Below are 23,129 nucleotides of genomic sequence, written 5' to 3' on the forward strand. Positions count from 1 at the left end.
TTTTCTTCCAAACAACGCACCTAAGATTTTCATTTTGTGTTTTGTTGGGAAAGAATTTAAAATAATAGAAGTATGTTTATGCATGATTATAAGTTAACGCTTACATGCGTTGTCATTCTTAGACTTGCCATATTTTTCTGATGATTAAAACAGGGTAACTATTGATGGTATCACGGATCTAAGTGTTTGACTATGCAAATTATTCTGATAACATTATGAAACACATAGGCAATTTTATCTTACTTAAATTGATCTGACAGGAAGGTGAAAGTATGACTACTGTAAAAAACACAAACGATCATACAACTCCCTTACGCCGGGACATCCATGCATTAGGGAATATGCTAGGTGATATTCTCGTCCACCACGGCGGAGAGGAACTACTAAACAAAGTAGAAACGATCCGACAATTAACGAAAGACTTGAGGAAGAGTCCAGACCCCTCAACATATAATCAACTGAAAGATGAAATACAAAACCTCGAACCACCGATGCGCTCCCAAGTCATCCGCGCATTCTCAATATATTTCCACCTCGTTAATATCGCTGAACAAAATCATCGCATTCGCCGTCGCCGCGAATACCAATTAGGCGAAGATCATGGTGCTCAACCATTCTCGCTCGAAAGCGCTGTACAGAACTTGAAAAAAAATGACTTTTCTAAAGGTGCGATTCAAGAGGTCTTGAACAAGCTCTCTCTCGAATTAATTATTACCGCCCACCCTACAGAAGCTACAAAGCGGACTGTGCTAGAGATTCAAAAGCGTATTGCAACAATCCTGAAAAAGCTTGACCACCCTCAATTGACGAAGAGCGAACGTGAAAGCTTACAGGACAGCCTGCAAAATGAAGTCACGGTTCTTTGGCAGACAGATGAATTACGTGAACGCAAACCAACCGTTATGGATGAAGTGCGCAACGGCCTTTATTATTTCGACGAAACCTTATTTGACGTGCTTCCAGATATCCACCAGGAGCTCGAGGCTCGTTTGGAAGATCACTATCCAAATGAAGATTGGAACGTCCCGAACTTCCTTCGTTTTGGTTCCTGGATCGGCGGCGACCGAGACGGAAATCCGAACGTAACACCTGAAATCACATGGCAAACGCTTCAAAAACAACGAAAACTTGTTTTGAAAAAATATGATGCGGTACTCGTCGAGCTGATGAAACGATTCAGCCATTCGTCCACACAAGTAACTGTCACCGATGAATTGAAAAACGCAATCGAAAAAGAAGAACCAATGCTTCCAAAAGGTAAGAAATGGCGAGTGGACCGTGAAATTTACCGTCGTAAATTTGCCATTATTCTAGAACGCCTTCGTCAAGTAGGTAAGTCTGATATCGGCTACGGGTATGCGGACGAGCTTCTCAATGACTTGCGCCAAATTCGTGACAGTGCACAAACGCACCAGCCGAACAAACGCGAACTGAAAAAGCTGCGCAAACTAATTCGTCAAGTGGAACTATTCGGCTTCCACCTCGCAACACTCGATATTCGTAATCATAGTGGCGAACATGCATCAGCAGTCTCAGAACTTCTACAAAAAGTAGGAATCGTCGATGACTACTCTTCTCTAGAAGAAACAGAGAAGCTTGAAATCCTACAAGATGTATTGAAGGATCCGCGCCCAATTTCATTATTGAACGAAGACTATTCTGAAGAGACACAAAAAATGTTGAATGTCTTTCAAATGATCCGTAAAGCTCATAAGGAATTCGGTGAGCGTTCGATTGAAGTCTACTTGATTAGTATGACAGAATCTGCAAGTGATCTTCTTGAAGTCCTAGTATTAGCAAAGGAAGCTGGCATCTACCGTCTGCATGCGGATGGCACAGTGGAAAGCAACTTGAACGTAGCACCACTTCTTGAAACTGTCGACGACCTTGTAGCAGGCCCTGATATTTTGAAGACTCTATTCGAAATGGATGTCTACAGCAAACATTTGGACAAGCATGGAAATCATCAGGAAATTATGCTTGGATATTCTGATGGAAGTAAAGATGGCGGAACACTCACAGCTAACTGGAGACTTTACAAAGCCCAACAGGAAATTCACGATATGGCTCACGAATACGATGTTGGATTGAAGTTCTTCCATGGTCGAGGAGGTTCCCTTGGCCGTGGAGGCGGGCCGTTGAACCGAAGCCTGCTTTCCCAGCCAGTGGAGACTCTTGGTGAAGGCGTAAAAATTACCGAACAAGGAGAGGTCCTCTCTTCCCGTTACTTGCTGAGAGATATTGCATACCGAAGCCTTGAGCAAGGAGCATCTACCCTTCTAGAGGGTGCCATGAATATTTCCAAAGAATCCGAACAAGGCCACCATAGGGAAGAACTATGGGAGCAAGCCCTTGAGGACATTTCTGATGTATCCTTGAAAAAATACCAGTCGCTCGTATTCGGTGATTCCGATTTCTTGACTTACTTCAACGAAGCGACACCGTTACAAGAAATCAGTGAACTTAATATTGGTTCGCGTCCTATGAAGCGTAAAGACAGTTCCAAATTTGAGAACTTAAGAGCCATTCCATGGGTTTTCGCTTGGACACAAAACCGACAGCTCATTCCTGCATGGTACGCAGCAGGGACAGGTCTTGCAAGTTATGTTGAAAAGAACGAAGATAACCTAGCCGTTCTCAAGCAAATGTATGAGAACTGGCCGTTCTTCCGCTCTACCATCAACAATTTGCAGATGGCCCTGACAAAAGCCGATATTCAAACAGCGAAAGAATATAAAGCACTTGTTAATGATCAAGAACTTGGGGAACGTATTTTCCAAAACATAGTGGAAGAATACAATCGCACGAAAGATATACTTCTGCAAATCACTGGAGATGCCGAACTTCTTGATCACCAACCGACAATTAAAGAATCCGTACGACTACGTAACCCGTACGTTGATCCATTGAACTTCCTTCAAGTGGAACTCATCAAGGAATTACGTCAAGTCGATGACCATGAGGACATCTTGACAGAAGTTCTTCTCACCATCAGCGGAATTGCAGCCGGCCTTCGTAACACAGGCTGATCAATTAATACCAAAACCGAGTATAACCCTCCGAGGTTATACTCGGTTTTTTTTATTCAACAAAATGGCAGGATTGTGGAAGACTAAGTTTCGAGATGTTTATTAAGTGGTTGGGGCGGAGGGGAAGCTGCGAGACTCCCGTGGGAGAAAGGAGATAGGCGAGATCCCACAGGGCTTTAGCCCGAGGAAGCTCGCCACTCCCCCACAGGAAAGTGTTCAAAAGCGGAATCGCCCTGGTAGACACGACTGGCATAAGCAGAACAGCAACGGAATGTGCTTTTCATTCCTTTGCTGTTCTGCTTATGACGCGAGTGTCTGGGCGATGGAGCTGGACGAGTAGCTTCCCAGCCACCCCTGACGTTCAACCTGGGCAACGAAACCCGAAAACATCTCGAAACTGAGTCTTCAAGTAAAGGGAGCTTTAGCGGAGGAACGAACGCTAGATTTCTTTTAACTATTTGAATCCATATGGAATTCCTCATTTATTTTTCAGTTTTGGACAAAGTAAAACAGATATTAAACAAAGTGAGGGATTCATCATGATCAGTATCCTAATTGGACTCGTTTTACTTATGCTTTTGGCTTATCTTGGATGGTCCATCATCTGGATTGCGCCACTGGTATCAGGTATTGTGGCAATTTTGAGCGGTATGGATATCCTGCCCGCATACACAGATACCTACATGCAAGGTTTTGTCGACTTTGCGAAAGACTATTTTCCGATTTTCCTTTTCGGTGCGATTTTCGGGAAGCTGATGGAAGATACGGGAGCCGCTCAGTCGGTTGCTCATAAGATTTCAAGCGTGATTGGTAAAAAACGCGCGATTCTTGGCATGCTTTTATCGGCAGCGATTCTTACGTATGGCGGAGTTAGTTTGTTTGTTGTGGTCTTTGCAGTGTATCCATTGGCTGTAGCGATGTTCCGTGAGGCGAATGTTTCCAGAAAGTTGATTCCTTCGACGTTCGTACTTGGGGCTTTCACATTTACAATGACGGCACTTCATGGAACACCTCAAATTCAGAATATCATTCCCATCAACACCTTCAAGACAGACACGATGGCTGCTCCAATTTTAGGGATTGTTGCCGCTTTGATCATGGCTGTCGGCGGATATTTTTACTTGAAATTCCGTGAAAAACAACTGAACAACAAAGATGAAAAATTTACAGAGCCTGAAGGTGACAACCAAGTTAAAAGTGTGAACGAAGAAGAACTTCCAAACTGGATTCTTTCCACCATTCCACTAATAGCTGTGGTTTTGACATTGAACGCCTTTGACATTAGCATTTTAGCTGCATTGCTCATCGGGATCATATTAATCATGATCTTTAACTGGAAAGATTATAAAGATTTCATCAAAGCTATTAACGGCGGGGCTTCAGGTTCGGTTATGGCTACCATTAACACAAGTGCTGCCGTAGGATTTGGTACTGTTGTTACGGCTTCACCTGGGTTTGACTCTGTTAAGGAATTGATTTTCAGTATCCCACTAAGCCCGTTTTTCTCCGAAGCTTTTGCCGTCAGTCTGCTTGCGATGATTACCGGTTCGGCGTCTGGCGGAATGGGAATCGCTCTCGAAGCTCTCGGACAGGAGTATTACAATATTGCTGTTGATCAAGGGTTGAGCCTTGAAGCTTTTCACCGTATAACTTCGGTAGCGTCTGGAGCCTCCATACTCCCTCATAACGGTGCTTTATTAACATTGTTCACCGTTACAGGATTGACCCACAAAGATTCCTACAAGGATGTTTTTGTTGTCGGTCTTCTTATTCCGATGATTGCAACCATTGCGATTATCTTCCTTGCTATGATGGGCATCAACTAAGAAAAGCTTCTCTCCTTATGGAGGGAAGCTTTTGTTGTAGATGATACAAATGAAAAACACGTCCCTGATCAAAGGGGACGTGTTTTACTTTTTTATTGAACGGTGTATCCACCATCAATAACCGCTGCTTGTCCTGTAATGCTTTTTGCTTTTTCACTGACAAGAAAAATAGCATAGTCTGCGATTTCCTGCACTTGAAGCAATCGTTTTTGTGGTACGAGTGGGTAAATTACTTCTTCCAACGCTTTTTCTTTTTCGATGTTTCTCGATTTCGCAAGGTCTTCTAACTGGTTTTGGACAAGCGGTGTATCTACATACCCCGGGCAGATCGCGTTTACCGTAACACCGTGGTCCGCGCCTTCTAGAGCAGCTACCTTCGTTAACCCGATGACCCCATGCTTGGCACTGTTGTAACCAGCTTTTCCAGCGAATCCGATAAGTCCATTGATAGAAGCCATATTTAAGATACGACCATAGCCTTGTTCCTTCATGTGTGGAAACGCATACTTCGTGCCGTAGAACGGTCCTTTCAGCATGATATCTAGAATCAATGAAAATTTCTCACTAGGGAATTCTTCAATTGGAGCGACATGCTGGATCCCTGCATTATTAACTAGAATATCAATTTTGCCGAACTTACTGACCGTTTCTTCAATTGCATTTTTCACATCTTCTTCTTTCGCTACGTTGGCAACGACCCCTTCTACTGTATGTCCTTGTGATCGTAGCTGTTCTACTGATTTGTTGAGGGTATCTTCATTGATATCATTAAGCATGACCTTCGCGCCTGCTTTTGCAAATTCTGTGGCGATTTCAAGTCCAATCCCCTGTCCGGAACCAGTAATTAAAGCCGATTTACCTTCAAGCATTCCAACTCCTCCTTTAAATAAGCACTCATTCTTTAATTTTCCCTTTTCTAAGAAAATATGTACAAAAAAACTCAGCCTCGTTAGGCTGAGTTTTTAAACCCTAATAAAGTTTTCCTTGACGGTACATAATTGTAGATAATTTTGTTACGGAGTGGATGTAACAATTTTGCCTCAACGGGAACGGATCTCCGAAAAATTGTGGAAGAATCGTATCCATGGTACCCTTCAGCTTATCGAAGAGTCTTTCGAAAACCTGATCCTCCGTCATGAACTGTGCCTCTCTCCCCTGGACCCATTCGTAGTAAGAAACGATGACACCACCTGCATTGGCTAAGATATCAGGGACAATCAATACACCTTTATCTGCAAGATACCGATCTGCCTCTTCCGTAATCGGTCCATTTGCCCCCTCTACAATGATCTTCGCTTGAATGTCCTTCATATTATCTTTGTGGATTTGATCTTCCAACGCTGCTAAAATCAGAACATCAACATCCATTTCCAGCAAGGCATCCCGCTCTTTAATCTCTGCCACAAGTTCCTGCTCGTTCAATTCTTCTTCCGTTGAAGGCAGATCCCCATCATTCTCTTTTGCAAATTTAACTAGCCCAGGAATGTCCAGACCATCAGAGTTATATAACATGACATTAGCATCGCTCACCGCAACGACACGATTTTGAAGATGGTTGCATTGATAGGCTTCAAGCGCAGCTACAGAACCAAGGTTACCAAAACCCTGGATTGCCATTTTCAACTTTTTATCAGCATGGTCAAGAGCCGTATGGGCAAAAATATTCTCTGTATCGCCTAACCATTTTCTATGTTCATTGACGAAATCATGCATCATATACCGAAACGTATAGTAGACCCCTTTTCCGGTAGCCTCTCTTCTTCCCAGCGATCCGCCATTTACAATGCTTTTACCCGTAAAACTGTTTCGATACGGCTCTCCAGGGTGTATATTTTTGAATTCTCCCATCATCCAATCCATTTCCCGCTCCCCTGTACCGACATCTGGTGCTGGAATGTCTTTGTCAGGCCCGAGGATATCATTGAAATATTGAACATATTTTTTACAGATCAAGTTGAGTTCTTTTACGCTGTATTCCTTCGGGTTGATGACTACTCCCCCTTTACCTCCACCAAAAGGAAGTTCATGCAGGGCATTTTTCAAAGTCATCAGTTTCGCTAAATTCGAAACTTCGTCTTCATCAACCGATTCATGAAAACGAATTCCGCCTTTATACGGACCTACCGTATCACTATGTTGTACACGGAATGACGGAATTCTTACAATCGTTCCATTTTCAGTAGTGATGCGTAGAAAGGATTTGTGGATATGATTCGGAGTCGAAAGCAAGGCGACTAATGAATTGTATGCTTGCTCCCGTGTTTGTGCTTTCAAATCCGGAAGAAAATCTGCATCCTCCATAATGGCTTTTAATGACTCTTCGATAATGGTTTGTTGTCTTTGCATAATCCGATAGCCTCCGTTCTAATGAATTGGTCCTGTGTGGATTTCCTTATCTAAGAGTCCATTCCCCAAACAGAAGCTATAAAACGTTTTCAGCAAAGAAAAAAGCCCCCTGCTCGAGGGGACTTCATCATTAACCTAAAATATTGTAACCCGAATCAACATAGACAATTTCTCCTGTCACTCCGCGTGACAAGTGGCTCATCATGGCAAGCGTCATATCTCCGACTTCTTCCTGCGTCACATTCTTTTTCAGTGGAGCAGTTTCTTCAATTTTGTGTAAAATTTCATTGAAACTTGGGACCCCTTTAGCAGCAAGTGTGCGAACCGCACCAGCCGAAATAGCATTGACTCTGATTTGATTTTTCCCTAAGTCAGAGGCTAAGTAACGGACCGTAGCTTCAAGGGATGCCTTTGCTACCCCCATGACGTTGTAGCCCTCGACCACACGTTCAGCTCCAAGATAACTCATAGCAATCATCGATCCGCCTTCTGTCATATATGGTTGACTTGCTTTTGCTACTGCAATAAGTGAATAAGCACTTGTATCCTGCGCAAAAGCGAATCCATCACGGGAAGTTTCGACGAAATCACCTTTCAAATCCTCCGCATGTGCAAAAGCGATGGAATGACAGACCCCATGAATGACTCCGACTTTCTCGCCGATTTCGGCAAAAGCTTGCTGAATACTTTCATCACTGTTTACATCGCATTGAACGATTGCTTTTGCATCCAATCCACCATCAGCAAGCAGCTTCTCGAGTTTTTTATAACTTCTTTCTTTACGATATGTAAAAATAACGTTGGCTCCAGCCTGATAAAGGGATTTAGCTACTCCCCAAGCAAGGCTTCTCTGGTTCGCCACACCCATGACGACGATGTTTTTATCTTTCATTTGTAAAATATCTTCCATAGTAACCTCCAACATGTGTTTTCTTAGTTATACCTTATTCCAAAGATGCTTGTCTACTCTTCACCAATTTCCACATGAGAAAACCTCCCACCCAGTGTCTCAAATCGCCTTCCTTGCTGAATCACCAAAGGTCTATGAAATAAGGGCCCACCATATACAAATGTGTGAAATTCTCCGTTTTCTCCGCAAGGGTCGATGTCAGGGGACAAGGAATGTAGAAACTTCTGATCATAGAGAGCTCCAGGAATTGTCTCATCCAGCTTTTTCGTATCAACAGTAGTGACCACGGCCTGAAACCCCTTCTCAATGACCTCTTCCGCTACCTTATCTGAACCCATGTTCCATAAAGGATAGACGCCCGCCATTTCATTCTTCCACAGTAATTCGTCACGAAACGCCCGTATATCTGCAAGGAAGAGATCAGCGTAAACCACTTTGCTGATTTTTCTTTCCCTGAATCCTTGTAACATCCTTTTCATTACCTTGTTATAAACGTGATTTGAAGCACTTTCCGGAACGGGGACGATTTCAAGAGGTAGTCCGAGTGCCTCCGCCTGTTTCATCAGCAGATTCTCACTGACTTCATGGACAGGCAGACGGAAAGATTGCTCAGAGATGGTTGAAAAAAGACCCTCGACCTCATAGTTCTCATCATCTATCACCTTTTGCAAGGCAAGGACCGAATCCTTGCCACCGCTCCAAGAGACGATCACTTTTTCAGGCATCTTCCCATCACTTCCTTTTAAGAATGTAAATGCAGCGCCATATGGATCAGGTTATCACTTCTGCCGTTCTTTCGAATGTAATCTTGAAAACATCCTTCCTTTTGAAAGCCGAGGGACTTATAAAGGTGGATGGCTCTTGCATTGGATTCCAATACATTCAACCGGATGATGTCAATTCCATCGGTTTGCCTACATCGTGCCGTCAAGGCCGTCACGAGTTTTCTTCCGACCCCCATGTTCCTTACGTCCCTTTTCACACTAACACCAAAAGTGCCCTGATGTCTTGTGGAAGAAAGAGCTCCCAAATCAAAGTTTAAAAAGCCTACAACATCACCGTCCATTTCGGCGACCAGAAAAAACTCAGGTTCTTCGTATCGGGTGATCCATGCTTTTTCTTTTTCGAGAGAATCATGGAACTCAGAAAGGTGTTTCAATCCATAACCTTCAGATAATATTTCCTTAGCAATCGCCATGGTATGAGCCGCGTCTTCTGGTTTCCCCTTACGAATGACACATCGCGTCGCGGTCATTTCTTCCCACTCCAATAGGCGCCGTCCTCCATGTGAGCAAAAGGGATATCGGTATCTACTTCTCCACTCACCTTTTCTTCTTCAAGGTCCTCTCCATCTAACCATCGGGAGAACTCAAATTCCACCGGTTCTCGATCCCCACCTAAAGCAAACCAGGCTTTGTTTTCTTTTGGTAAGTATCCAGACGTGTGAATGGTTCCAGCCCAATTGCTGTACAACTTAGAAAACACGCCACGATCGGTATCATTCATTAACCGGAAGGCATCATATGCACCTTTGATACTTTCACGATTCGATTGAATGGCATCCAGACGCTTCATAGAATCTACAAGGTGATTACGATTTTCCTTTTTCATAATTTCAAAATGGTTCGTACAAACGTCCGCCTCTCTTACCTCTACGCCCCGTGGAGAAGCCTCCACTACATAGGTCGCATTGCTTTTATCGAATACTGTGTAACTGAATGAATGGCGATGAGGGATCTCGCGCAGCATTTGGACAGCTTCCGTTACGTTTGCGCAAGACTCAAGCACAAGACGTCCAATCATACAGCAGATAAATCCATCCCCAGGACGTTTGCGGTGCATGAAGTTATAGCCCATCACAAGACCTTTTTCATTCATTCCATCCATACGTCCAGTGATCCGCTGCGTTGGTCCTATAATGCTGTATCCCTGGTCAGTCGGTTGAAAAAGACTATACCTTCCCTCATATGTCTTCGGCATGTAATCATAATTCCTAATGAAATAGCCGTCTCCGGTCATAATCGAACATCCACTCCGTTTATAGTCGATGCGATATCCACCGAATTCCATCATCACCTTCTCCATCGGCCATTCCAGCGCATCCCTCAATCCCAAAAGCTCATCCCAGACGCCCGGAGCAAAACGCGAGATCGCTTCCTTCACTTCCTGTTCTTCTACAACAAAACGTGGCTTCCTCACCCGCCATTGTTTTTCTCTATTCTTAACTGTCCACGAATCTTCCAGCAGTTTCCCTTGATAAAATCCAAAATCATAATGCGTGCCTCTAAATTGCAAAAGATCGCTATGTATTTTTTTCATCGTCGTTTCCTTTCTAACCATTTCTGCCTTCAATGTACCAGATTCCACTTCAAAAATGAACTATCCCTTACTGTTATTCAACATAATGGCAGGATTGTTGCAGATTACGTTTCAAGGTGTTTTCAGGATTCGTTTCCCTAGTTAAGCACCAGGGGTGGCTGGGAAGCTACTCGCTTTCCTGCTGGGGAGTGCCGATCTTCCTCAGGCGCTCTGAAGCACTATGGGATCTCACCTGTCTCCTTCTCCCACGGGAGTCTCGCAGCTTCCCAACCACCCCATTCAATGTATGAGAGAAACGAACCTCTTCACTGTGGGAGGGGGATTCCCACTAATCTGGTGTTAAGCATAAAGCGCTCTATACCAAGTTTTCTGCATGCAGAATAGGACCCCTAGGAGTTCATTTCCTTCCAATTACCATTTGCATATAAGCCGCTTATTCCAGAAGTGGTTTCGAGAAACTTCTATGGCAAAGGGGCGGAGGGGGATGGCGAGACTCCTGCGGGAAAAGAGTGCTTGGTGAGACCCCGCAAGGCGTAAGCCTGAGGAGGCTCACCGCGCTCCCGCGGAAAGCGAGTCACCCCCCGCAGCCCCAACCCACCGCACAAAAATCTCGAAACTGAGTCTCCAACAAACGGGACCTTATGTGAAAGAATTTGTTAAGGATGTTTACATTTAGACTTTTAAATATTTACGGATAGGGAATCGAATAATAAGGAAAGATGAGAGAATTTGCTCAATCATTCTAGTTTTTCAGCAGTAATTTTGGTACTCTAAAGGTTGTAGCAATCAGAAAGCGTTTTCGAAAAGGGGATTAAGGAAAAGGTGGTGGAACAAAGATGAAAGAGGTCGTTATTTTAGGGGGCGGCTATGGCGGTATGAACACTTTACACGGGTTGCTCGATCAAATCCCGGAAGATGTACATATCACTGTCGTCGACAGGAATCCTTACCATTCATTAAAAACTGAATTTTACACCATAGCAGCAGGAACGGAGTCCGACCGTCATGCGCGCGTTGATTTTCCAGAACACGAGCAAGTCACTTATGTCTTCGATGAGGTGGAGAAAATTGACACAGAAAATGAGGCCATCATCATCAAAGGCGGGGAAAAAAGCCTTCCCTACGATTATTTATTAATTGGTCTTGGCTGTGAAGATAACTACCACGGAATTGAAGGAGCACGAGAATTCACCGAAAGTGTGCAGACGTTCTCAAAAGCAAGGAGTGCAGGCTTTGCCATCAACAACCTCGGTGCCTACGGAAAGGTGACCGTAGTCGGAGCTGGACTAAGCGGGATCGAAGTCGCTTCAGAAGTCCGGGAAAGCAGACCAGATTTGAACATTCGCTTGTTGGACCGAGGAGACACGGTATTGAAGGCTTTCGATTCCAAAATTCAAGATTATGTAGAGAAGTGGTTTAAGGATAATGAAGTGGAAGTGATCCACGGAGCAAACGTAGAGTACGTCGAGAAAGATGGCGTCTGCAACAATGGTGTCTGTTATTTAAACGACGTGACTGTATGGACCGCAGGTGTCCGACCGAACTTCCTTGTCAGAGAGCTTCCTTTTGAAAAGGATGACCAGGAAAAAGTTATCGTCAATGATTTTTATCAAGTGCCGACACATCAAAATGTCTACGTTGTAGGTGATTGTGCATCCTCTGAACACTCACCGAGTGCACAGCTTGCCGGACAGCAAGGAGAAAAGGTAGCCGATGTACTTAATGCCGTGCTAAGAAACCGTGTACCTGAACGTCCATCTGAGGTTAAACTAAAAGGTGCTCTCGGCTCTCTTGGGAAAAATGACGGATTTGGTAACATGCTTCAAAAACCGATGACAGGTGTTCTTCCTCGTCTCGCTAAATCAGGAGTTCTCTGGTTAAGCAAACGCCACTAAAAAAGATCGATCACATGAATGTGATCGATCTTTTTGTTAAACGAGCGACTTTTGTAAAAGGCTCCCAAGGTACTTTGCCAGCTCAAGCATACCATAAGTTCCAGCTTTAGCTTCAGCATCAGAATTGTAGTTTGTATTCGTGTTAACATCATATGTGTAGAAACGACCTTCTTTATCCTGAATAGCTTCAATTCCAGCTACGTCGATCTTGTTTTCCGCTAAGAACTTTTCATAATCATCAACGATGGATGGACGATAATTTTCAAGAACTTCAAACTTCGCTTTTGGTGTTCGGGGTTCTGCATCCGTCGGGCAATACAAATCTTCAATCGAGCACGCATCTGCAGGGCACAGTTCAAAACCTTCAGAAGTATCGACCTTCACCCCATATACAAATTTTCCGCCTACAAATTCGTGACGAACAATATAGGGCTCTGGAGCTTCAATATATTGTTGAATCAATGTCACCCCATCAACCGGCTCCTCAAAAGATTCACTGTACAAGTATTCACGCAACGCTTCCGTAGAATGGAAAAGCTGAACTCCCTGCCCTTTTCCAGCACGATTGTGTTTCGTTATGAACGATTCCATGTCCAACTGCCGCGCAGCATCGAGGATATTCTCTTTCCCTACAGCCGTAATTGTTTTCGGTGTACGAATGTCCGCTTGGTTTAGTGCCATATATTGATTGACCTTACTAACTTCAAGCCTTAAAGCGCGGCTGCCATTGACAATGGTGCGGTCATGGCGTTCAAGCCAGGCAAGGACAGCTTCAGTAAACTCAGGTGCATAACGGTGATTCCTTGTATGAGAAGATGCACTGATACGGTTGTAAAAAATCCCTTCCGGTGGCTCGCTTGTCAAATCAAGCGTTCCCTGATCTAAATGCCAGAGCTCATATGGAAGATCGAGCTCTTCTAAACGCTCCGTTAAATGATCGGTCCATTCATCGTTCTCATGGAGAATATAAATTTTGCTCATCGAACCGACTCCTTTCCATTACTTCTTGTTACATATCATATCATAAAAAACCGATAAGGTTACTAGGAATAAGCTCATTACAAAGAAATACCAACTTCCACTAACGCTCCCTATTTTTGAAGACTCAGTTTCAAGACTTTTGTTGAGTGGTCCTTACGCCCAACTAGCAACGAACCCCGGAAACATCTCGAAACTGAGTCTCCAACAATCCTGCCATATCTTTAATAAGATGGAAAGGAATAAAAGCCGCTTGGCCTGGGGCTAAGCGGCTTTTAGATTATCCTGCTTTTGAAGTAACGATGGTATCTTCTTTTCTCACTTTCTGTTTAATTACCTGCCATACAAACCATGTAGCAACGACAAGCCAGATGACCGATCCTAAGATCATAGAAGTGGAATACTCCAAACCAAACCCTTCAGGGGCGTAGAAAATATAGGAGCTTACTACAGCTGTCATGAACAGGGCGGGAACACTGCAGATCCAGTGGAACTTGTGATTTTTCAACAAATACATAGCCCCTGTCCAAAGCATCACTGTCGCAACGACCTGGTTGGACCAACCCACATATCTCCAAAGAAAACTGTAATCCATTTGTGTTAATAGAAACGTTGGAATCGCAACCGGAACCGCGAATAGCAACGGTGTCCATTTTCCTTGGAAGTCCTTTTTACTGACCTGACGAGCAAAATCCACAAGCATCATACGTGAAGAACGCAGCGCGGTATCTCCCGTAGTGATTGGCAGGATAATGACACCAAGAACGGCAAGAATCCCCCCTAGCGTACCAAGGGTGGTACTGCTGATTTCGTTAACGACTCCGGCAGGTCCTCCCTCTGCTAGTGCCGTTTGCAGACCTCCTGTATTACCGAAGAAAGTCATACCGGCAGCGGCCCAGATTAAGGCAATAATTCCTTCAGCAATCATGGCACCATAGAACACTTTTCTTCCTTCACTCTCTTTTTTCAGCGTTCGAGCGAGAATTGGACTTTGCGTACTGTGGAAGCCAGATATAGCTCCACATGAAATTGTCACCATCAGCATCGGCCAGATAGGCAGTTCATCCGGATGGAGATTGCTTACCGTCAAATTAGGAATCGGGTGATCAAAGAAGAACATCCCTACCCCTATAGAGACCGCCATGAAAATTAAGATGGCCCCGAAAAACGGGTACACTTTTCCAATGATTTTGTTGATCGGCAGAAGAGTTGCAATAAGAAAATATGAAAAAATGATTACAACAGATGTGAAAAACCCTAGCGGTGTGATTTCTGCCATCAATTGAGCTGGGCCGGCAGTAAAGGCTGCGGCTACTAAGATCATAAGGCCTATAGATAAAAGATTGATCACCGACCTGGCAGGACGGCCTAAGTATTTCCCTACGAGTGTCGGGTATTGAGCTCCGTCATGACGAAGGGAAAGCATCCCTGAAAAGTAATCATGAACAGCTCCAGCAAATATGGAGCCAATTACGATCCAGATAAATGCCACGGGACCGTATAACGCTCCCATCACAGCACCGAATATAGGTCCGAGCCCAGCGATATTTAATAGCTGGATAAGACTCGCTTTCCACCAGCTCATCGGCACATAGTCAAAGCCATCGTTCTTTTCATATGCAGGTGTATTTTTTTGTTCATTGATCCCGAAAATTCGTTCAACCACCTTTGCATAAAAAAGATATCCGACGACAAGTAAAACAATAGATGCGATAAATGTGATCATCGCTGAGCCTCCTTTCAAAATTGAATGTAAGAAGTATTCTAGCGATGATTTTGTCGAATCACAACCCATTTTCTGAATATTTATATTTTTATCTTTTTTTTCTTAAAAATAAAGCGCTCCCAAGAATATTCCCCATAGTTTTCGCCCTCCATCGTTAATATAAAATCTCATACCCTTCCAGAAGATAAGGGAATGTCATTAAAAAAATTGAACATAAAAAACCTCCTGCGAAATTCGCAGGAGGTTCATGTTTGTTATGTAACCTGCCACCCTATAGAAATGGTTAAGTTTCCCGCAGTCGTTACGATTGCTAGGGTGGCATTGATCTTACAATACCATAGCGGCTGTAAGGATTCAATCACTTATCGCCCTATGTACTTTTCATCTAATTTAATTGGAACATTGGTATTGTCTTTGTTCACTAAAACGATTCAATAGATCATCTAATTCTTGTGAAATCCTCAATAATTCATCGTCCGTCGGATTATTGTTATAAATTTCATACATGCGCGTTCTCAATTCTTCTATTTGTTGTTCTAACCGTACTTTATAAGGCATAATTTCATCTCCTTCACTCGTACCTTACCCTAAATAAACTACTTTAAACTATTATTTTGAAATAATTTAAAAAATAATATTCCACCATATTTCTTAACTACTCTACACGTATTATATCGGACAAAAATATATCAAAATAAGTCTTTTTCTCCAATTCCTAGTAGTTTTACGGGGATTTTTTTGATAAGTTGTCGATATTTCCCGGGTAATGAATCTATTTCTCTATCATTAAAATCGTGATAGGATGTATAAAAACCTACATAAAGGAGTGTCAGTCATGTTTGAAGCTGTTTCAACAAAACAAGCACCAAGTGCTATCGGTCCATATTCTCAGGCCACAGACCTCGGACATATCGTTTTTATTTCTGGGCAGATTCCTCTAGATCCCGAGACGATGGAATTTGTTTCTAACGACATTGAAGAACAAACACACCGAGTGATGAAAAACATTCGTGCGATACTTGAGGAAGTGGACCTCTCTTTCAGAAATGTTGTGAAAATGAATATCTACTTAGATTCCATGGATGATTTTTCCTTAGTTAATGAAGTGTATGCCAGCTATTTGATTGAGCCGTATCCTGCTCGCGCAGCTGTAGAAGTTAGTAAACTGCCTAAAGGAGCAAAAGTAGAAATAGAAGCCATTGCTACGCGAAGTTAAACCTTCATTTATAATATTCGAAAATCACAATGTTTTTCTGTCCACTTTTTTCCAAAAGAAGCAGAGCTAAAAAGGCTCTGCTTCTTTTGTTTCTTCTCATTAATCCTCGTCTTTAATATCCGGATCCTCAGGGAGAGGTTCACTCAAATATTCTTGAATCATTTTTCGATAGTTTTCCATCTGTTCCAAATGATTGTGGAATTGATTTTTATTGATCAAATACTGTCGTCCATCATAAATGGCCTTAATTTTATGATTCAAGATCAAATGCCGGAGGTAGTCTTCAGGTAGCTCAAGATATGCTGCGGTTTCTTCAACTGTTAAGTACATGATCCGTCACCTTTCTTTCCCTTGCATTATATCATTTCTTTTTTTACGGAAGTTTCTTTTTTTATCAATGTGGGAAATACATTAAAAACTATACTCACGAAATGAGAGGGATACTATGGCTTCTACGATGACAGCAAACAAAAACAAACGCTCAGAAGCAAGTGAAGAAATCAAACCAGGGGTGCGGAGGTTCGGAAGACTAGGTTTCATGGCCAAGGGGGTTGTTTATGCTCTTGTCGGTGTGTTGACTTTGATGGCTGCTCTTGGAGTCGGTGGGAAAACAACCGGTACGTCAGGAATGCTCCGCTCTCTTGCAGGTGTCGCTTTTGGAGAAATATTACTTTGGATCATTGGTATCGGCTTGATCGGATATATCTCCTGGCTTGCGATTAAAGCCATCATGGACCCTAACAATAAAGGAACGGACGCGAAAGGGTTAATTACTCGAATCGGTTATATTGTAGGTGCAGTTATATATGGTTCCTTGGCATTCAATGCTATTAAAATCGCCCTTCATGCTGGTTCCAGCAGTGGGAATTCAGAACAGACGCTTTCAGCCAAACTTTTGTCCCAGCCTTTCGGTCAATGGCTTGTCGGGATTGTCGGAGCTATTATCATCGGGTATGGTATTTATGAACTTTATCAAGGCAGCACAGGCCGCTTTATGAAAAAGATGAATACGGCAGAGATGGACCGCCATAAAAGGAATGTAGCCGAAAAATCCGGTAAATTCGGATTGTCAGCAAGAGGCATTGTACTCGGACTTATCGGATTCTTTTTCATTCAAACCGCCTTGACCGCAAATCCTGACGAGGCCAAAGGTTTGGATGGAGCACTCTCTGAAATCGCCCAGCAGCCTTACGGGCAGGTATTACTGGGTATTGCGGCCATTGGCTTGATCTTATATGGTGTTTACCAGATGGTCCGTGGACGTTACGCGCGTATGAATTTCGGAAAAAAATAAACCCCATTGAAAAAAGCCTTTCCTCAGTGAGGAAAGGCTTTCGATTTTTGTCGCGAATATACCGACGACCACATTCGTCGTTTAGCTTTATAAAAGCATGTACTTCGTCTTACACAAACAGCTCATCGCTCAATTAATATACCATTGTTCTTCTTCAAATGCAACAAAGCGTTTGATCGTCTCCTTGTGCTATACTAGGGCTACAATAAACACCTCAGGAGGAGCTTATGCTTACATTTGAAGAAAAACTGAACATCATTGAAGAATTTCCTGAACTTGAAAAGAAAGAGATTTCTCTTGGCAGAGTGAATTTTCACTATGAAGAAAGCGTTTATGATAAAAAAATTGTCGTGTACCGACTACACCCGAATGGCAACGGATTTGTATGCAGGTGAAATGGATGATTATGCAACGGACGATAAAGGGATGGTTAATATCAAGGAGATCAGCGCCGGTGAACTCCGCACGTTAATCCGGGAAGCAATCGAATCTTTGTCCCTCTCTCCTGCCGAAAAAAAATCCAGTCATGGAAGAATGGCTGAACGACAACGATCAGTCCCTTGTTCTCATGCGTGAAGAAGATGGTTTCCATGTTTACGCTGAAGAACAGTTGGAAGGTACGTTTAATTCCTACGAAGAAGCCGTCAACTTCCTAGAGCAAGAAGGATTCAGCCGCCTTTAATGAACTCAGAGCCGTTTCATACGGCTCTTTTTTGTATGGTGCATGACTGTCACGCCCCGCCTATTCTGCATAAAGTATTGAAAAAAGGTGGCGTTTTTTATGTACACGTATCCCTATCTATACAGGCAGCAACAGCCCTCAACTACTTCGAATATCCTCTCCTATGCCAATGGGGATGTAAATGGTGACTACATCCAAGACCAAGTTTTTCTTGTCGGCGAGAAAACGCCGGATAGTCCTTATATCACGAACATTACTCTTGTTATTCAGGATGGACAAACGAATCTTTTCTACAGTATTCCTTTAAAAACGAACATGGGATATCAACCACGCCTATTCCTTGGAGACTTCACAGGAGACGGCGTTGATGACATCTTAATTAGCATGGATTCTGGTGGAAGCGGCGGTTACGGATACTACTATTTGTATTCATTTTCAAACAACCAGGCACGAGTCCTCTTTGACTATGAAACGTTCGATGAAGAATATGAATATGACGTCGATTATCAAAACCAGTATAAAGTTGAAGTCCTAAACAAAACGCTCGGCCTTTCTTTTATCATTGATCTCAGTAACAAGGGATCAGAATACCTATCAGACATTTACAATGAGGACGGAACATTAAAAGCACCTCTACAGGGTTCCGTCTCTGGTTTGAACACTCTTTATCCTATCGATTTTGACGGAGATGGTATTTATGAGTTGTTCGCCTTTCAACGGATCATCGGTCAGTATAATGCGGATGGATTAGGATTAGTTCAAACCCCTTTGACATGGAAGGGCAATGGCTTTTTCCCCTTCTTTAATAATCAATATGTGGCTGTCCTGGGTATGAATACAGAAGCTTAAATTTATATATATGAACCTGGCATACTGCTTCTCATAGGGTCCAGGTGCCAGGCATTTTAATCCTTCCCCTGTACCTATAACTACATGCAACCGTTTTGGTACCAGGTATAACGACGTTCCTTGGTACCCCTGTAGCTACAGTAAATTATGATGAAAACTTTCCATAAATCGTTATACTAGGATAAAATGGGGTATAAGAAAAACTAACGAAATGGAAGGAGAACGATATGGAACGATTAAATGAACGTTTAGCCCAATATTTTAATGAAAACCAAACCACTTTAGTAGACGAATTACTCCCCAAAACCTTGGACAAGCTTCAAATCAACTATACTGATCAGGATCTGAATTATCATTTTGAAATGCTTCGTCTACTTCTTGACCGTGTAGCTAAAAGCCTTTTACAGCACCCAGATGAAACAAATGCAGCTGCCATCGGCTATGACACCGAAAATTACCTCTATTCTAAAGGAGTCCTTCTAAAACAGACCGTGGATGTGTTGAGCGTCTTCCGTCTTTCTCTCATGAAGCATATGCGGAATTCAAACTTGATTCAGGAGGCCGAAATCGAAGAAGGTTTCATTGTGGCGGAAGAAGTTGTCACTGCTTTTGACGCAGCGATTCGAGCGACGACAGACAGTTATAACAAAACAAAAGAAAGAGAACATGAAGAAATGGAGAAGCATTTGAACGCTGTTTCTACCCCTGTCGTTCTCATCGACGAATTTCAAGCTGTCCTTCCATTGGTTGGAGAATTTTCAACGGAACGCTTCGATGTAGTCAAAGATCACACGCTACATAAAGTCAAAGAGCACGGTTTGCGGTTATTATTCATCGACTTTTCAGGAATCGCTACATTCAATGAAGTATTCATTAATGACCTGTTCAATTTAACAAAAACCATTAAATTGCTGGGTACAAGAACAGTGCTTACCGGCATTCGTACAGAGATGGCCATTGCAGCGATCCAATCTGAGATGAATTTCGAGGAGCTGGAAACCTTCAATGATCTCAAACAGGCCCTGATTACAATTAATGATAACCAGTAAGGAGCTGAACCGATGATTCGTGTAGCTTTATTAAGCAAGTGGCACGTGCATGCCGTTGATTATGCACGTGAAGCTTCTGAAAATCCCGCTATTCACATTTCAAAAGTCTGGGATGAAGATATAGAGCGAGGAAAAATGTGGGCGGAGGAACTTGGTGTACCTTTCGATGACGACCTCGAGCACGTGGTTTCAGACCCGGAAATCGATGGTGTCATTGTCACCAGCCCAACAAACGTCCACAAGGAAATCATCCTGGCCGCTGCAAATCATGGAAAACATATTTACACAGAGAAAGTCCTCTCTTTTAGTAAAGAGGACGATGAAGAAATTTTCTCTAGCATGGAGAATGCTGGCGTGAATTTTATGATCTCTTTACCTAGATTGACTTCTGACTATTACCTATATGCCCAAAGGATTATAGATGACGGGGTGCTTGGAACTGTAAATATGATTCGCTGCCGTGTGGCGCATAATGGTGCTGTTTCCAATGAAAATCACCCGAATGGTTGGCTCCCTGACCGTTTTTTTGATATGGACCAATGTGGTGGCGGAACATTAATCGATCTCGGCGCCCATCCGATTTATTTGGCGAATCGCCTTGCCGGAAGACCGAAGGCCGTATCGGCTCGTCTTCAATCACTCATGGGCCGGGGTGTAGATGACCACTCTGTTGCCACCGTAGAATATGAATCTGGTATTCTTGCGGTATTGGAATCGAGTTTTGTATCATCCGGAAGCCCGTTTCAGCTTGAGATTTATGGGACAGAGGGAACACTTATGGTTGAAGGAAGCGAAGTGCGGATCAAAAGCAGCACCCATGGGATGAATGAATGGACGTATCCGGACCTCCCAGCATCCATCCACTCCCCTATGCAACAATGGGTCGGAGAAATCCTCAATCAAGAGGAACCGACCATTAAGAAAGATGATGCCCTTCAATTGACTGCCGTCAACGAAGCAGCCGCTCTTTCACACAAACATAACAAAAGAATCACCATGGAATAAAAAAACGCCTGTCCATCATTTTCGTAATGGACAGGCGTCATTTAAGCTCTTTTTTCAATGTTACTAATCGTCTTGATTTACCTCGAAACCATTCTTCTGTAATTTCTCCTGTCGGTACAAATCCGTTCTTTTCAAAAAATCGCAAGCTTCCCTGATTATCCTCATACACTTCCGCAAAAACTTTTTCCATGCCAAAAAGACCAAGGATCTCTGCAAGAAATAAATGAAGAGCCTCTGTTCCAACACCGCAGTTCCTCTTTTCAGCGATCACCATACCGATAAAATTTTTGTCTGGTGTTCGGAACAGTTCCACTTTACCGATTAAACGGCCATCCAAAACCACGGCTTTCATATATAAATTCGGTTTTTCACCATTGAAGTAGGATTCATAAGCTTTAAAAAATTGGTCATATGTACGTGGAACATCCACACCTGTTTGCACTTGTAATTTTTCATCCATTTCCCACTTATGCAACACTTCAATATGACTCCTGTTGATGTCCTTAATGGAAACTTCCATAAATCAATCTCCTCTTTAAATTAAACCTGATTCATAAATTCAGTACCAGACGGAACGCCTGGTACTGTGAATATTCCCTATTCTTTTATTTTGAATCCATTAAATTTCGAATCGTAAATTTGGGAAAGCGAAATACGATAGCTAGAACCCCCGAGAGAGCTAGCAGGATCGGATAAAAACAGAAAGGAACAATACTGACAGGTGAAATGCTTGCTACCCCTGCCACTGACAGAATTTGTGCACCATACGGAAGCAAGCCTTGGACAGAACTGGAGAAGATATCCAATAAGCTCGCTGACCTTTTGGAGTCGATCCCAAACCGTTCTGAAATTTGTTTAGCCAGAGGACCAGCTGTCATGATGGAGATCGTATTATTGGCCGTAGATACGTTCACGGCGCTTACCAATCCTGCAATACTGAACTCTCCACCTCGATTCGATTGAGCACCTCTACTTATTTTTCGAAGAAGAAAATCAATGCCGCCATTTTGACGAATCAATTCAACAAGTCCCCCAAGCAGGATGACCAGCAAGGCCAATTCCTGCATGCCTGCAAATCCATCTCCTAAGAGAGTCACAAATTCCATTCCAGAAAAGTCTCCCATAAAGAGGCCGATGATACCCGCAAAGGCGATACCTCCCATAAGGACGTAGATGACATTGATACCCATGATTGCAAAAATTAGAACACCAAGATAAGGCAACACTTTTACAATGTTAAACGGATGGTCATCTTGAAGCGTGGAAGCTGCATCCGTAGTCAACACACCAAAAATAATAGCCGTAACAATCGCAGCCGGAAGAACAATAAAGAAGTTTGCTTTGAACTTGTCCTTCATTTCTGTTCCTTGTGTACGGACGGCGGCAATCGTCGTATCAGAAATAATGGAAAGATTGTCTCCAAACATCGCTCCACTTACAATCGCTCCCATCGTCAGTGCGACTGCAACATCGGTCTGCTCTGCAATGCCCATTCCCACGGGAGCCAGAGCAACAATTGTTCCTACAGATGTACCCATAGAGATGGAAATGAAACAAGCAATGATAAACAACCCCACGATGAGCAAGTTCCCCGGCAATATACTCAAACCTAAGTTGACGGTTGAATCAACAGCTCCCATCCCTTCTGCGACTGTAGAAAAGGCACCGGCCAATAAGAAGATGATTACCATCAAAATAATATTAGAATGACCTCCGCCTTCCGTCAGCTGTTGTAATTTCACTTGAAAAGCTGTTTTTCTATTCATGAAAAGGGCAACGAGAATAGCGGCAAACACAGCCACCAATACAGGCATTTTATAAAAGTCACCGGTCAGTATTCCAGAGCCGATGAACAACAGAATGAATACCCCGAACGGAATCAATGCCCAACCATTCCCCTTATTCAAATCTTTCGTTTCCATATTAATCCTCCTTAGTCAGGATTCGCTTTAAGCTTTAAATAAAGCAAAATAACCTTGATTAGCTCTTACATACTCTACAACAC

The 23,129-nt window shown here is 43.0% G+C and carries 20 protein-coding genes and 1 pseudogene; 9 read left to right on the plus strand and 12 right to left on the minus strand.

Translation table 11 applies throughout. From position 1 onward, the window contains the following. Window positions 1–272: 272 nt before the first annotated feature. Window positions 273–3,029, plus strand: a complete 2,757-nt coding sequence (gene ppc, locus LC065_RS01070) for a phosphoenolpyruvate carboxylase (protein ID WP_226594014.1) — start codon at window positions 273–275, stop codon at window positions 3,027–3,029. A gap of 539 nt (window positions 3,030–3,568) precedes the next feature. Beyond that, a complete protein-coding gene (locus tag LC065_RS01075; protein WP_306163686.1) occupies window positions 3,569–4,855 on the plus strand; it encodes a GntP family permease in 1,287 nt (428 codons plus the stop codon). Between the two features lie 92 nt (window positions 4,856–4,947). Here the strand turns inward: LC065_RS01075 and LC065_RS01080 are convergent, their stop codons facing one another. The 6 genes from LC065_RS01080 to LC065_RS01105 all read right to left on the minus strand — a co-directional run bounded on the left by LC065_RS01080 (window position 4,948) and on the right by LC065_RS01105 (window position 10,430). Next, window positions 4,948–5,724 carry a 3-hydroxybutyrate dehydrogenase gene (locus LC065_RS01080; RefSeq protein WP_226594012.1) on the minus strand — a complete coding sequence of 259 codons (777 nt, stop codon included), beginning with the start codon at window positions 5,722–5,724 and terminating at the stop codon, window positions 4,948–4,950. A gap of 100 nt (window positions 5,725–5,824) precedes the next feature. Then, window positions 5,825–7,201, minus strand: a complete 1,377-nt coding sequence (locus LC065_RS01085; RefSeq protein ID WP_226594010.1) for a Glu/Leu/Phe/Val family dehydrogenase — start codon at window positions 7,199–7,201, stop codon at window positions 5,825–5,827. Window positions 7,202–7,331: 130 nt separating this feature from the next. Beyond that, on the minus strand, window positions 7,332–8,111 hold the full coding sequence (fabI, locus tag LC065_RS01090; RefSeq protein ID WP_089653389.1) for an enoyl-ACP reductase FabI: 780 nt from the start codon (window positions 8,109–8,111) through the stop codon (window positions 7,332–7,334). Window positions 8,112–8,164: 53 nt separating this feature from the next. Further along, window positions 8,165–8,836 (minus strand): Dph6-related ATP pyrophosphatase, encoded by a 672-nt coding sequence (locus LC065_RS01095; protein ID WP_226594008.1) that lies wholly within the window; start codon window positions 8,834–8,836, stop codon window positions 8,165–8,167. Window positions 8,837–8,853: 17 nt separating this feature from the next. Beyond that, window positions 8,854–9,366: a GNAT family N-acetyltransferase gene (locus tag LC065_RS01100; RefSeq protein WP_226594006.1), complete on the minus strand. Its 513-nt coding sequence runs from the start codon at window positions 9,364–9,366 to the stop codon at window positions 8,854–8,856. Further along, the gene (locus LC065_RS01105; protein ID WP_226594004.1) at window positions 9,363–10,430 is read right to left on the minus strand and encodes a C45 family autoproteolytic acyltransferase/hydrolase; all 1,068 of its coding nucleotides are present in this window, start codon (window positions 10,428–10,430) and stop codon (window positions 9,363–9,365) included. The genes LC065_RS01100 and LC065_RS01105 overlap by 4 nt, the downstream gene beginning before the upstream one ends. An 836-nt stretch (window positions 10,431–11,266) precedes the next feature. On the opposite strand from LC065_RS01105, the gene LC065_RS01110 reads away from it, so the two are divergent. After that, window positions 11,267–12,325, plus strand: a complete 1,059-nt coding sequence (locus LC065_RS01110; protein ID WP_226594001.1) for an NAD(P)/FAD-dependent oxidoreductase — start codon at window positions 11,267–11,269, stop codon at window positions 12,323–12,325. Window positions 12,326–12,361: 36 nt separating this feature from the next. Here the strand turns inward: LC065_RS01110 and LC065_RS01115 are convergent, their stop codons facing one another. The 3 genes from LC065_RS01115 to LC065_RS01125 all read right to left on the minus strand — a co-directional run bounded on the left by LC065_RS01115 (window position 12,362) and on the right by LC065_RS01125 (window position 15,587). Then, complete coding sequence (locus LC065_RS01115) at window positions 12,362–13,306, minus strand: ATP-grasp domain-containing protein (RefSeq protein WP_226593999.1); 945 nt, start codon at window positions 13,304–13,306, stop codon at window positions 12,362–12,364. A 277-nt stretch (window positions 13,307–13,583) separates the two neighbouring features. Beyond that, window positions 13,584–15,029, minus strand: a complete 1,446-nt coding sequence (locus LC065_RS01120; RefSeq protein WP_226593997.1) for a carbon starvation CstA family protein — start codon at window positions 15,027–15,029, stop codon at window positions 13,584–13,586. Between the two features lie 390 nt (window positions 15,030–15,419). Next, window positions 15,420–15,587 carry an aspartyl-phosphate phosphatase Spo0E family protein gene (locus LC065_RS01125; protein WP_226593995.1) on the minus strand — a complete coding sequence of 56 codons (168 nt, stop codon included), beginning with the start codon at window positions 15,585–15,587 and terminating at the stop codon, window positions 15,420–15,422. 277 nt (window positions 15,588–15,864) lie between these two features. On the opposite strand from LC065_RS01125, the gene LC065_RS01130 reads away from it, so the two are divergent. Further along, entirely contained in the window at window positions 15,865–16,245 is a 381-nt protein-coding gene (locus LC065_RS01130) for a RidA family protein (protein WP_226593993.1), read from the plus strand. 99 nt (window positions 16,246–16,344) lie between these two features. Here the strand turns inward: LC065_RS01130 and LC065_RS01135 are convergent, their stop codons facing one another. Then, the gene (locus LC065_RS01135; protein ID WP_226593991.1) at window positions 16,345–16,575 is read right to left on the minus strand and encodes an excisionase family DNA-binding protein; all 231 of its coding nucleotides are present in this window, start codon (window positions 16,573–16,575) and stop codon (window positions 16,345–16,347) included. A 115-nt stretch (window positions 16,576–16,690) separates the two neighbouring features. On the opposite strand from LC065_RS01135, the gene LC065_RS01140 reads away from it, so the two are divergent. From LC065_RS01140 to LC065_RS01160, 5 genes and pseudogenes are all read left to right on the plus strand, one after another. Beyond that, window positions 16,691–17,539: a DUF1206 domain-containing protein gene (locus LC065_RS01140; RefSeq protein WP_226593989.1), complete on the plus strand. Its 849-nt coding sequence runs from the start codon at window positions 16,691–16,693 to the stop codon at window positions 17,537–17,539. Between the two features lie 227 nt (window positions 17,540–17,766). Further along, window positions 17,767–18,221 (plus strand): annotated as a pseudogene (locus LC065_RS01145) (hypothetical protein). Between the two features lie 99 nt (window positions 18,222–18,320). Continuing rightward, a complete protein-coding gene (locus tag LC065_RS01150) occupies window positions 18,321–19,070 on the plus strand; it encodes a VCBS repeat-containing protein (protein WP_226593986.1) in 750 nt (249 codons plus the stop codon). Window positions 19,071–19,297: 227 nt separating this feature from the next. Then, a complete protein-coding gene (locus tag LC065_RS01155; RefSeq protein ID WP_226593984.1) occupies window positions 19,298–20,119 on the plus strand; it encodes an STAS domain-containing protein in 822 nt (273 codons plus the stop codon). Between the two features lie 12 nt (window positions 20,120–20,131). Further along, window positions 20,132–21,124: a Gfo/Idh/MocA family protein gene (locus LC065_RS01160; protein ID WP_226593982.1), complete on the plus strand. Its 993-nt coding sequence runs from the start codon at window positions 20,132–20,134 to the stop codon at window positions 21,122–21,124. A 37-nt stretch (window positions 21,125–21,161) separates the two neighbouring features. On the opposite strand, the gene LC065_RS01165 is transcribed toward LC065_RS01160, so the two are convergent. Continuing rightward, window positions 21,162–21,644, minus strand: coding sequence for a GNAT family N-acetyltransferase (locus tag LC065_RS01165; protein ID WP_226593980.1), 483 nt, complete (start codon window positions 21,642–21,644; stop codon window positions 21,162–21,164). Between the two features lie 85 nt (window positions 21,645–21,729). After that, the gene (locus LC065_RS01170) at window positions 21,730–23,046 is read right to left on the minus strand and encodes a Na+/H+ antiporter NhaC family protein (RefSeq protein WP_226593978.1); all 1,317 of its coding nucleotides are present in this window, start codon (window positions 23,044–23,046) and stop codon (window positions 21,730–21,732) included. Between the last annotated feature and the right edge of the window lie 83 nt (window positions 23,047–23,129).

Source organism: Halobacillus litoralis, from assembly GCF_020524085.2.
Taxonomy (GTDB): Bacteria; Bacillota; Bacilli; order Bacillales; family Halobacillaceae; genus Halobacillus; species Halobacillus litoralis_E.

Excerpts from the sequence above, each read along its gene's own strand:
- ppc (WP_226594014.1), top strand. The coding sequence starts at position 273 with ATGACTACTGTAAAAAACACAAACGATCATACAACTCCCTTACGCCGG.
- LC065_RS01075 (WP_306163686.1), top strand. The coding sequence starts at position 3,569 with ATGATCAGTATCCTAATTGGACTCGTTTTACTTATGCTTTTGGCTTAT.
- LC065_RS01080 (WP_226594012.1), bottom strand. The coding sequence starts at position 5,724 with ATGCTTGAAGGTAAATCGGCTTTAATTACTGGTTCCGGACAGGGGATT.
- LC065_RS01085 (WP_226594010.1), bottom strand. The coding sequence starts at position 7,201 with ATGCAAAGACAACAAACCATTATCGAAGAGTCATTAAAAGCCATTATG.
- fabI (WP_089653389.1), bottom strand. The coding sequence starts at position 8,111 with ATGGAAGATATTTTACAAATGAAAGATAAAAACATCGTCGTCATGGGT.
- LC065_RS01095 (WP_226594008.1), bottom strand. The coding sequence starts at position 8,836 with ATGCCTGAAAAAGTGATCGTCTCTTGGAGCGGTGGCAAGGATTCGGTC.
- LC065_RS01100 (WP_226594006.1), bottom strand. The coding sequence starts at position 9,366 with ATGACCGCGACGCGATGTGTCATTCGTAAGGGGAAACCAGAAGACGCG.
- LC065_RS01105 (WP_226594004.1), bottom strand. The coding sequence starts at position 10,430 with ATGAAAAAAATACATAGCGATCTTTTGCAATTTAGAGGCACGCATTAT.
- LC065_RS01110 (WP_226594001.1), top strand. The coding sequence starts at position 11,267 with ATGAAAGAGGTCGTTATTTTAGGGGGCGGCTATGGCGGTATGAACACT.
- LC065_RS01115 (WP_226593999.1), bottom strand. The coding sequence starts at position 13,306 with ATGAGCAAAATTTATATTCTCCATGAGAACGATGAATGGACCGATCAT.
- LC065_RS01120 (WP_226593997.1), bottom strand. The coding sequence starts at position 15,029 with ATGATCACATTTATCGCATCTATTGTTTTACTTGTCGTCGGATATCTT.
- LC065_RS01125 (WP_226593995.1), bottom strand. The coding sequence starts at position 15,587 with ATGCCTTATAAAGTACGGTTAGAACAACAAATAGAAGAATTGAGAACG.
- LC065_RS01130 (WP_226593993.1), top strand. The coding sequence starts at position 15,865 with ATGTTTGAAGCTGTTTCAACAAAACAAGCACCAAGTGCTATCGGTCCA.
- LC065_RS01135 (WP_226593991.1), bottom strand. The coding sequence starts at position 16,575 with ATGTACTTAACAGTTGAAGAAACCGCAGCATATCTTGAGCTACCTGAA.
- LC065_RS01140 (WP_226593989.1), top strand. The coding sequence starts at position 16,691 with ATGGCTTCTACGATGACAGCAAACAAAAACAAACGCTCAGAAGCAAGT.
- LC065_RS01150 (WP_226593986.1), top strand. The coding sequence starts at position 18,321 with ATGTACACGTATCCCTATCTATACAGGCAGCAACAGCCCTCAACTACT.
- LC065_RS01155 (WP_226593984.1), top strand. The coding sequence starts at position 19,298 with ATGGAACGATTAAATGAACGTTTAGCCCAATATTTTAATGAAAACCAA.
- LC065_RS01160 (WP_226593982.1), top strand. The coding sequence starts at position 20,132 with ATGATTCGTGTAGCTTTATTAAGCAAGTGGCACGTGCATGCCGTTGAT.
- LC065_RS01165 (WP_226593980.1), bottom strand. The coding sequence starts at position 21,644 with ATGGAAGTTTCCATTAAGGACATCAACAGGAGTCATATTGAAGTGTTG.
- LC065_RS01170 (WP_226593978.1), bottom strand. The coding sequence starts at position 23,046 with ATGGAAACGAAAGATTTGAATAAGGGGAATGGTTGGGCATTGATTCCG.